Genomic DNA, 8,880 nt, shown 5'->3' with positions numbered 1-8,880 from the left:
GACGGGATGGCGGCGCTGGGGAGGCCGACAGCCTGCCGGACGGCGTCCGCGTCGTCGTCGCGGGAGAGCCGGAGGGGTGTTCGGGGAAGTCGAACGCGATCGTCGCCGGCATGGAGGCCGCCGGACACGACCGGATCGTCTGGACCGACGACGACTTCCGTCACCCGCAGGGGTGGCTCGCGGAGCTCAACGCCGACTACGATCGACAGGGACCGACGACGGAGGTCCCCGTGTTCGTCGGAGCGGACCCGCTCGGTCGGCTGTTCGAACCGGCGTACGTCATCGGCGGGACGCTGCCGCTCTCCCGCGGCGGAATCGCGTGGGGCGGCGCGGTCGTGTTCGAACGGGACGACCTCGACGAGGGCGCCCTCCTCGGCGACCTCCGCCGGACCGTCAGCGACGACGGGACCCTCGCGGAGCACCTCGACGTGAGCGCCGCCGACCGCGCCCGAACCGTCGCGGCGGGCGGGTCGACGCGCGAGTCGCTGGAGCGGTTCGTCCGCTTCTTCCAGATCACGCGACACCACGAGCCGGCGGCGGCCGCGGTCAACCTCCTCCTCTCGGTCGGCCTCGCGGCGTTGTGCCTGCTGGCGCCGATAGCGGGCGTGGCGTTCGTCACGGCCCTGTCGGGCGCGGCGTACGCGAGGTTCGGGATCCGACGGGCGACGTTCCTGCTCGCCGGTCCGGGTGTCCTGATTTCGCCGGCACTGCTCGCGTACGCGCTCGCGCGTCGGACGTTCGTCTGGGGCGGTCGACGCTACCGGTGGCGGTCGATGTTCGACGTCGAGGTCGTGGAGCGGTGAGCCGGATAACAGCCTGAATCCGGCGCTGTCGGGCGGTTCGGCGCGCGCTACAAAACGGCAGGCACTTTACGCGGGTCCGACAACGCACGAACGTTCATGAGCTACGATAAGGTCGACGTCCCCGACGACGGCGAGGCGATCACGCTCGCCGACGAGGAGACCGGCGAGCTGAACGTCCCGTCGAATCCCATCATCCCGATCATCCACGGCGACGGGATCGGCACCGACGTCGGGCCGGCGGCGCAGCAGGTCCTCGACGCGGCCGCGGAGGCGACCGGGCGGTCCATCGCGTGGATGCGCGTCTACGCCGGCGCCAGCGCCCGAGAGATGTACGACGAGAACCTCCCCGAGGACACCGTCTCGGCCATCCGCACCCACCGCGTCGCGATCAAGGGTCCGCTGACGACCCCCGTCGGCGCCGGCTTCCGCTCGCTGAACGTCGCGCTCCGCAAGACGCTCGACCTGTTCGCCAACGTCCGCCCGACCTACTACATCGACGGCGTTCCCTCGCCGGTCAAGAACCCGGAGGAGATGGACATGGTCACCTTCCGGGAGAACACCGAGGACGTCTACGCCGGCATCGAGTGGGAGGCCGGCACCGACGAGTCCGAGGAGGTACGCGACTTCCTCGAACAGGACATGGACGTGGCCGACGTCATCCACGACGGCCCCGTCGGCATCGGCGTCAAGCCCATCTCCGAGTTCGGCTCGAAGCGCCTCATCCGCGAGGCGGTCGACTACGCGCTCGCCAACGACCGCGACTCGGTCACGCTCGTCCACAAGGGGAACATCATGAAGTTCACCGAGGGAGCCTTCCGCGACTGGGGCTACGAGGTCGCCGAGGAGGAGTACGGCGACGACGTCATCACCGAGGACCAGCTCTGGGTGGAGCACGACGGCGAGCGGCCCGAGGGCACGCTCGTCGTCAAGGACCGCATCGCGGACAACATGCTCCAGCAGCTGCTGACCCGCACCGACGAGTACTCCGTCATCGCGACGATGAACCTCAACGGCGACTACATGTCCGACGCCGCCGGCGCGCAGATCGGCGGCCTCGGCATCGCGCCCGGTATCAACCGCGGTCACGGTCGCTGTCTCGCCGAGCCCGTGCACGGCTCCGCGCCCAAGTACGCCGGCGAGGACAAGGTGAACCCCACCGCGATGATCCTCTCCGGCCGCGAGATGCTCGACTACCTCGGCTGGTCGGACGCCGCCGACCTCGTGCGCGAGGCCGTCGAGGAGACCATCTCGTCCGGCAAGGTCACCTACGACCTCCACCGGCAGATCGAGGGCGGCGAGAAGCTCGCGACGAGCGAGTTCGCCGACGCCGTCGTCGAGAACATCGAAAAACGGTCATAGACAGTTTTTCGAGCGCTCGGAAATCTTCGATTTCCGAGAACATCGAGAAGCTCGCGTAAGCGCCGCTCACCGCCTCGGTTCGTTTTTTGTACTGCGCCGCTCCGACACTGAGCCGCGGCGCCGGGAAGAATAGCGCCGAGGGAGTTACCGCCCGGACTCGTAGAACTCCTCGCGGTAGACGCGCCCGAACGCGTTCCGGCGGAGGGTGCTGGCGGCCGCGTCGGGCTCCTCCTGAAACGTCGCCGCGACCACGGTGTCGGCGAAGGGGATCGGGTGCCAGACGAGGTTGTCGACGTTGTCGGAGCCGATCCGGACCACGTCGTCGGCGTCGAACTCGCTGTCGGCGAGCCACGCGTCGAACTCGGCCTCGTCGCCGACGTGGACCGCGAGCAGCTCGGCGAAGGTGGCGTCGCGGGCGGTCCGGACGACCTCCGGCGTGACGCGCTCGTCGTACTCGTCGGCGCCGAACTCCATCGCCTTCGTCGCCTCGCGGACGACGACCTGCGCGACCGGGCCGACCTCCTCGTAGCGTTCGAGCGCGTCGGCGCGGGTCTCGGGAGCGAACGTCCCTCTGGTGTGCATACGCCGCGTTGGTCGCCGACTGAAAAGGGCGTTCCGTTACGCGGACGGATCGGGGTCGTCGTTGGCAGGGTCGTCGGTGGCAGGGTCGTCGGCGTCGGGATCATCGACGTCGCCGCTGGCGTCGTCGCGATCGGCGTCGGCCTCCTCGTCGCCCTCGCCGTCCTCGAACATCTTCCGCGTCAGCTCGCGGGCCTCGCGCAGCGCGGCTTCGGTCTCCGGGTCCGTCGCGCCCGACTCGTTGACGGCGCCCCCGGCGCGAGGGGCGTCGCGGCCGGCCTGGTGACTGTGGCCGTGTCCGGCCCCGCCCCCTCCCGCGTGGTCGTGGTCCCCGAGATCGACGTCGGGTCGCCCGCGGTCGACGGTGTCCTCGAACACCTCGTGGTACTCGGCGTCCTCGGCGCGAGGAGTTACTTCGGCGGCGAGCCCGGCCGGGTCCTGCTCGCTCCAGTCGGGGACGCGGTCGTCGAGCCACGCCTCGTGGTCGTCGCCGTGGAGCATCGCCGTGAAGGCGAGGTGATGCGCGAGGTGTTCGCCGTCGCGCTGGGGAGTCTCGCAGACGGGGCACGCGTATCCCATTATGTGCCCGGGTTCGCGCGTGAAGCGTAAATTGGCGTCGGACGAATACGGAGATGACGACGTTTGTTTATAAGCGAGTGATTGCGGAGCGGCGGTGAACACCTCCAAAGCCCCGGCCGCTCGGTTATAAATGTGTGACTGCGGAGCAGCGGTGAACACCTCCAAAGCCCCGGCCGCTCGGTTATAAATGTGTGACTGCGGAGCAGCGGTGAACACCTCCAAAGCCCCGGCCGCGAGGACTCGCGCGACTCGCTGCGCGCTTCAGTCGCTCGTTTCACTCGCTCCCTGCAGTGCTTGCGTCGTCGTGCTTCGCCCTCGCGGCCGCCCCTTTGAGTCCCACCCGACCGCACGGCACCGCAGCCTCACACCTCCCCAGCCTCGCCGCGGTCGCCGATGGCGACCGCGGGCTCCCTCGCGCGGGCTGTCGCCGGCGCGTAGCGCCGGCTTCCAGAGGGACCTGCGGTCCCTCGCGGCTCGGCCGCGAGGCGGCCTCGCAGGCACGCGCCACCGCACCGCACGCTGGTTTATAAGTGATCGTCGCCGTCGCTCTCGGGCGTCCGTCTCGCGTCGTCGCTCTCGGGCGTGCCGGGCGACGCCCCTATCGCCACTATAACAGCAACTTTATCACTCGCACGGGGCGAATTTCCGGTAAGACTACTCCGTTAGGAGGTCCAACAGTGACTGAAGCCAACACACAACCGGAGGTGAACATCGGTCTCGTCGGTCACGTCGACCACGGGAAGACGACGCTCGTGCAGGCGTTGTCCGGCTCGTGGACCGACCAGCACAGCGAGGAAATGAAACGCGGTATCTCGATCCGGCTGGGGTACGCGGACGCGGCGTTCCGGCGCTGTCCCGGCGTCGACGCGCCCGAGTGTTACACCGTCGACGAGGAGTGCGAGGACGGCTCCGAGAGCGAGCCGATCCGGACGGTCTCGTTCGTCGACGCCCCGGGTCACGAGACGCTGATGGCGACGATGCTCTCGGGCGCCTCGATCATGGACGGCGCCGTGCTGGTCGTCAGCGCGACCGAAGACGTCCCGCAGGCGCAGACGGAGGAGCACCTGATGGCGCTCGACCTCATCGGGATCGAGAACGTCGTCATCGCACAGAACAAGGTCGACTTGGTCGACCGCGACCGCGCGGTCGACAACTACCGGCAGATCCAAGAGTTCGTCGAGGGCACGGTCGCGGAGGACGCGCCGATCGTCCCCGTCTCGGCCCAACAGGAGGTCAACCTGGACCTGCTCATCGACGCGATCGAGACGGAGATCCCGACCCCCGACCGCGACCCCGGCGAGAACGCCCGGATGTACGCGGCGCGATCGTTCGACATCAACCGGCCGGGCGCGACCGCGGCGGACCTCAAGGGCGGCGTCGTCGGCGGGTCGCTCGTCAGCGGCGAGCTGTCGGTCGGCGACGGGCTGGAGATCCGTCCGGGTCGCGAGGTCGAAGAGGAGGGCCAGACGGAGTGGCGGCCGCTCGAAACGACCGTCCGCTCGCTGCAGGCCGGCAGCAACGACGTGGAGTCGGCCCGGCCGGGCGGGCTGCTCGGCGTCGGCACCGGGCTCGACCCGAGCCTGACGAAGGGCGACGCGCTCGCGGGGCAGGTCGCCGGCGAGCCCGGGACGCTCCCGCCGACGCGCAACGAGTTCGAGATGCAGGTCGACCTCCTCGACCGCGTCGTCGGCAAGGAGGACGACGAGAGCGGCGAGAGCGACATCGAGGAGATCAGCACCGGCGAGCCCCTGATGCTCACGGTCGGCACCGCGACGACGGTCGGCGCGGTGACCAGCGCGCGCGACGGCGAGTGCGAGGTGAGCCTCAAGCGGCCCGTCTGCGCCGAGGAGGGCGCGCAGATCGCGATCAACCGGCGCGTCGGCGCGCGCTGGCGGCTCATCGGCGTCGGGACGCTCTCGTAGCGTGACGGACGACGCCCGCGCGGACGGTTCGGACTCGGCTCGCACGGGCGACACTCCGACCGCGGTCCTCGCGGACGACGGCCCCGACGACGCCCCGGTCGTCGCGCTCGACGCGAGCGCGCTGATGGCGCCGGTCGAGGCGAACCTGCGGCTGTTCGAGGAGCTCGACCGTCTCCTCGGCGCGTACGAGGCGGTCGTCCCGGCGGCGGTCGTCTCGGAGCTGGAGCGGTTACAGGGTGGAAACGGCGAGGAAGCGACCGCGGCGAGCGTGGGCGCAGACCTCGCGGCGCGGGCCGAGACGGTGGCGACGGACGAATCGTACGCCGACGACGCGCTGGTCGAACTGGTCACCGAGGGCCGGGTCGACGGCGTCGTCACTAACGATCGACCGCTGGCGAACCGGGTGCTGGAGGCGGGCGCACCAGTAATCGGTTTAAGGGGTCGGAACGCACTGGCGATAACGGAACCCTAGCGGACGCGGACAACCAAGAACATGTACAAACGAGTTCGACTCAAGGATACGGTCGAGGTGCCGCCGAAACACCTGGCGGACGTCACCGACGAGCGGGTGAAAGCCCTGCTCCAAGACAAACTGGAAGGACGAATGGACGAGGACGTCGGCAGCGTCGTGAGCGTCATCGACGTCCACGACATCGGCGAGGGGGCGGTGTTACACAACCGCCCCGGCGTCTACTACGAGGCCGAGTTCGACGCGCTGACGTACGACCCCGACATGCAGGAGGTCGCCGACGGGACGGTCGTCGAGACCGTCGAGTTCGGCGCCTTCGTCGGGATCGGGCCGGTAGACGGCCTGCTCCACGTCTCGCAGATCACCGACGAGTACCTCACGTTCGACGGGGCGAACCAGCAGCTCGCCTCCTCGGACTCCGACAAGACCCTCGGCGTGGACGACGCCGTCCGGGTCCGCGTCGTGACAAAGAGCATCGACGAGCGCAACCCTCGCGACTCGAAGATCGGGCTCACCGCGAAGCAGCCGGGGCTCGGGAAACACGAGTGGCTGGAGGGAAAGCGGCTTCACCGCGAGCAGACCGGTGAGGAGGCCGACTGATGGCCGAAGACCGCCTCGCCTGCCGTGAGTGCCACCACGTCAACGACCCCGACTCGCAGACCTGCGAGCACTGCGGGTCGTCGTCGCTGACGGAGGACTGGGCGGGCTACGTCATCATCACGAAACCCGAGGAGAGTCAGATCGCCGAGGAGATGAACGTCACGAAGGCCGGCTCGTACGCGCTGAAGGTACGGTAGCGACGCCGGAGCGGCAAAGACCGAGAGTCACACGCACCCGACTCATGCTCACCCTTCCAGACTCCATGCGCGACGCGTTCAAAGAGCCGCTCGGCCCGGTGACGACTGACGCCGAGGAGCTGCTCGCGGGGGCGGCGGAGACGGCGGCCGAATACGGAGACGGGGGCGCCGCGGGCTCGGGCGCCCCCGACGCCCCCATCGTCGCCGTCGGCGACGTGGTCACGTACCACCTCCGCGAGGCGGGCCGCGTCCCCGACGTCGCGCTGATCGACGGGAAGACCGAACGGGAGGCGGTCCGCGCGGAGATCGAGTCGGCGCTCGCGGCCGCCGAGGACCGCCGCGTTCGCGTCGAGAACCCCGCCGCGTCGCTGTCGGCGGCGCTGCTCTCGGCGCTACGCGACGCGCTCGATGCGGGCGAGCCGGTCATCGTCGAGGTGACGGGCGAAGAGGACCTGGCCGCGCTCCCGGCGATCCTCGCGGCGCCCGACGGCGCGAGCGTCGTCTACGGTCAGCCCGGCGAGGGAATGGTCCGGGTCGCGGTCACGCCCGAGTCCCGCGCGGAGGCGCGAGCGCTGTTCGAGGGGCTCGACGGCGACGTCGAGGCGGCCTACGAGGCGCTGGGGATCGCGCCCGACCGCGACCGGTAACCGGCTGACGACGGCCCCGTTCGGTTCTGATCGCGACCGCGCTCACGGCGGGTCGACGTAGGCACTCGACGCCAGCGCTCCGAGACCGACGACGAGCCCGGCGGCCGCGGTGAGCCGCGGCGTGGCGGGGAACGGCTCGTAGACGAGGTACGGCTCGATCCCGAGATCCGTCAGCCGCCGGACCGCGGCGGTGCCCCACAGGCCGCTCGCGAGGATCGCGCCGCCGGAGACGACGCCCAGCGTTCCGGTGACGAAGCCGAACCCGGATGCCGCGTCCTCGACCGCGATGAGCGTCCACGTCCGGTCCTCGCTCGGGTCGGGATGGCGGTCGACGTACAGGGCGACGACGGTGAGTCCGACGCTCGCGGCCGCCAGACCGACGACGCCGACGAGCACGGCCGCGACGGCCCCGAGGCGGGTCATCGTCGGGTTCCCCGCGAAGTACGTCTCCCTGACCGCCACCGGGAGCGCCGCCGTGACCGGCCCGACGAGCGCCGCCAACAGCGCGAGGAGACCGCACACCCGGAGCTTGGTCCGGACGGACAGCGGCACGATGACGTGTTTCGACCGGAGGAGGTCGTATCGGGTGCGCTCTGTCGGCTCGACGAACGGTTCCGTGTCGTCGGACATCCGACCGACGGTTGGTGCTAATCGGACTAAACCGTGTCTCCGGCGGTCGCTCGGGCCGCCTCCCCGACCGTCGGCCCGGGGCGCGTCGTCGGCGCGGTGATCGAGAGTGACGATCCCAGATCGCGGGCGTGAGGGGAGCGACTCCGCCCTCACCCCCGCTTCGAAATCCTTTTACAGCTTTCGAGGGGATATACGCTTAACTGAACCATGGACGTCGATATCATCTCCGAAGAGGAGAACCCGATGTTGCACCGCACGGACATTCGATTCGAGACGACTCACGAGGAGGCGACGCCCTCCCGGCTCTCGGTCCGCGACTCGCTCGCGGCCAAGCTTGACAAGGCCTCCGAGGAGGTCGTCGTCCACGAGCTGAACACGAAGTTCGGCATGCGCAAGACGGTCGGCTACGCGAAGGTGTACGACACCGCCGAGGACGCGCTCGACGTCGAACAGGAGCACATGCTCGAGCGCAACAAGATCGGCGACGAGGCCGACGCGGACGCCGAAGAGGCCTGACGGCGCGCCGGATGCGCGTTCTCGGTATTGAGGGGACCGCGTGGTGTGCGAGCGCCGCGCTGTACGACGCCGAGACCGACTCCGTTCTCATCGAATCGAACCCGTACGAACCGGATAGCGGCGGGATTCATCCGCGCGAGGCCGCCGAACACATGTCCGAGGCGATCCCAGAGGTCGTCGACGCGGTCCTGACGGCGGCCGAGACCGAGCACGGCCCGGATGCGATCGACGCGGTCGCCTTCTCGAAGGGACCGGGGCTTGGCCCCTGTCTCCGGACCGTCGCCACGGCCGCGCGTGCGCTTGCCGGGGTGCTCGACGTCCCCCTCGTCGGCGTCAACCACATGGTGGCGCACCTGGAGATCGGCCGCCACCAGTCCGGCTTCGAGAACCCGGTGTGTCTGAACGCCTCCGGCGCGAACGCGCACCTGCTCGGCTACCACGACGGTCGCTATCGCGTGCTCGGCGAGACGATGGACGCCGGCGTCGGCAACGCGATCGACAAGTTCACGCGCCACGTCGGCTGGGACCACCCCGGCGGGCCGAAGGTGGAGGCCGCGGCCGCGGAGGCGGCCGCCGAGC

Annotated in this window: 11 protein-coding genes and 1 pseudogene; 9 read left to right on the top strand and 3 right to left on the bottom strand. The window is 69.8% G+C overall.

What is annotated here, in order from left to right; genetic code table 11:
- Together DJ73_RS17920 and icd are read left to right on the top strand one after the other, a co-directional pair.
- A partial coding sequence (locus DJ73_RS17920; RefSeq protein WP_094558657.1) for a glycosyltransferase occupies positions 1–803 on the top strand: 803 nt, incomplete at its 5' end.
- Between the two features lie 96 nt (positions 804–899).
- The gene (gene icd, locus DJ73_RS17915; RefSeq protein ID WP_094558656.1) at positions 900–2,162 is read left to right on the top strand and encodes an isocitrate dehydrogenase (NADP(+)); all 1,263 of its coding nucleotides are present in this window, start codon (positions 900–902) and stop codon (positions 2,160–2,162) included.
- A 144-nt stretch (positions 2,163–2,306) separates the two neighbouring features.
- On the opposite strand, the gene DJ73_RS17910 is transcribed toward icd, so the two are convergent.
- Both DJ73_RS17910 and DJ73_RS17905 read right to left on the bottom strand, forming a co-directional pair.
- The gene (locus DJ73_RS17910) at positions 2,307–2,744 is read right to left on the bottom strand and encodes a DUF5809 family protein (protein WP_094558655.1); all 438 of its coding nucleotides are present in this window, start codon (positions 2,742–2,744) and stop codon (positions 2,307–2,309) included.
- Between the two features lie 36 nt (positions 2,745–2,780).
- On the bottom strand, positions 2,781–3,320 hold the full coding sequence (locus tag DJ73_RS17905; protein ID WP_094558654.1) for a DUF5810 domain-containing protein: 540 nt from the start codon (positions 3,318–3,320) through the stop codon (positions 2,781–2,783).
- Between the two features lie 677 nt (positions 3,321–3,997).
- Here DJ73_RS17905 and DJ73_RS17900 point away from each other — a divergent pair.
- The 5 genes from DJ73_RS17900 to DJ73_RS17880 are packed head-to-tail and all read left to right on the top strand — an operon-like array spanning position 3,998 to position 7,155.
- On the top strand, positions 3,998–5,242 hold the full coding sequence (locus DJ73_RS17900; RefSeq protein WP_094527598.1) for a translation initiation factor IF-2 subunit gamma: 1,245 nt from the start codon (positions 3,998–4,000) through the stop codon (positions 5,240–5,242).
- Position 5,243: 1 nt separating this feature from the next.
- Positions 5,244–5,714, top strand: a complete 471-nt coding sequence (locus DJ73_RS17895) for a PIN domain-containing protein (RefSeq protein WP_094558653.1) — start codon at positions 5,244–5,246, stop codon at positions 5,712–5,714.
- A gap of 21 nt (positions 5,715–5,735) precedes the next feature.
- Entirely contained in the window at positions 5,736–6,311 is a 576-nt protein-coding gene (locus DJ73_RS17890) for a DNA-directed RNA polymerase (protein WP_094524106.1), read from the top strand.
- The gene (gene spt4, locus DJ73_RS17885; RefSeq protein ID WP_008001262.1) at positions 6,311–6,508 is read left to right on the top strand and encodes a transcription elongation factor subunit Spt4; all 198 of its coding nucleotides are present in this window, start codon (positions 6,311–6,313) and stop codon (positions 6,506–6,508) included. The genes DJ73_RS17890 and spt4 overlap by 1 nt, the downstream gene beginning before the upstream one ends.
- 44 nt (positions 6,509–6,552) lie before the next feature.
- A complete protein-coding gene (locus DJ73_RS17880; RefSeq protein WP_094524105.1) occupies positions 6,553–7,155 on the top strand; it encodes a GTP-dependent dephospho-CoA kinase family protein in 603 nt (200 codons plus the stop codon).
- 42 nt (positions 7,156–7,197) lie between these two features.
- Here DJ73_RS17880 and DJ73_RS17875 read toward each other — a convergent pair whose 3' ends face one another.
- Positions 7,198–7,785 carry a hypothetical protein gene (locus tag DJ73_RS17875; protein ID WP_094524104.1) on the bottom strand — a complete coding sequence of 196 codons (588 nt, stop codon included), beginning with the start codon at positions 7,783–7,785 and terminating at the stop codon, positions 7,198–7,200.
- A 207-nt stretch (positions 7,786–7,992) separates the two neighbouring features.
- On the opposite strand from DJ73_RS17875, the gene DJ73_RS17870 reads away from it, so the two are divergent.
- Together DJ73_RS17870 and DJ73_RS17865 are read left to right on the top strand one after the other, a co-directional pair.
- Complete coding sequence (locus DJ73_RS17870; protein ID WP_094524103.1) at positions 7,993–8,301, top strand: 30S ribosomal protein S24e; 309 nt, start codon at positions 7,993–7,995, stop codon at positions 8,299–8,301.
- 11 nt (positions 8,302–8,312) lie between these two features.
- Positions 8,313–8,880, top strand: a pseudogene (locus DJ73_RS17865) (serine/threonine protein kinase); the annotation flags it as partial.

This window comes from Halorubrum sp. Ea1, assembly GCF_002252965.1.
In the GTDB taxonomy this organism is placed as follows: Archaea; Halobacteriota; Halobacteria; order Halobacteriales; family Haloferacaceae; genus Halorubrum.
This window is presented reverse-complemented; position numbering and strand designations above follow the sequence as displayed.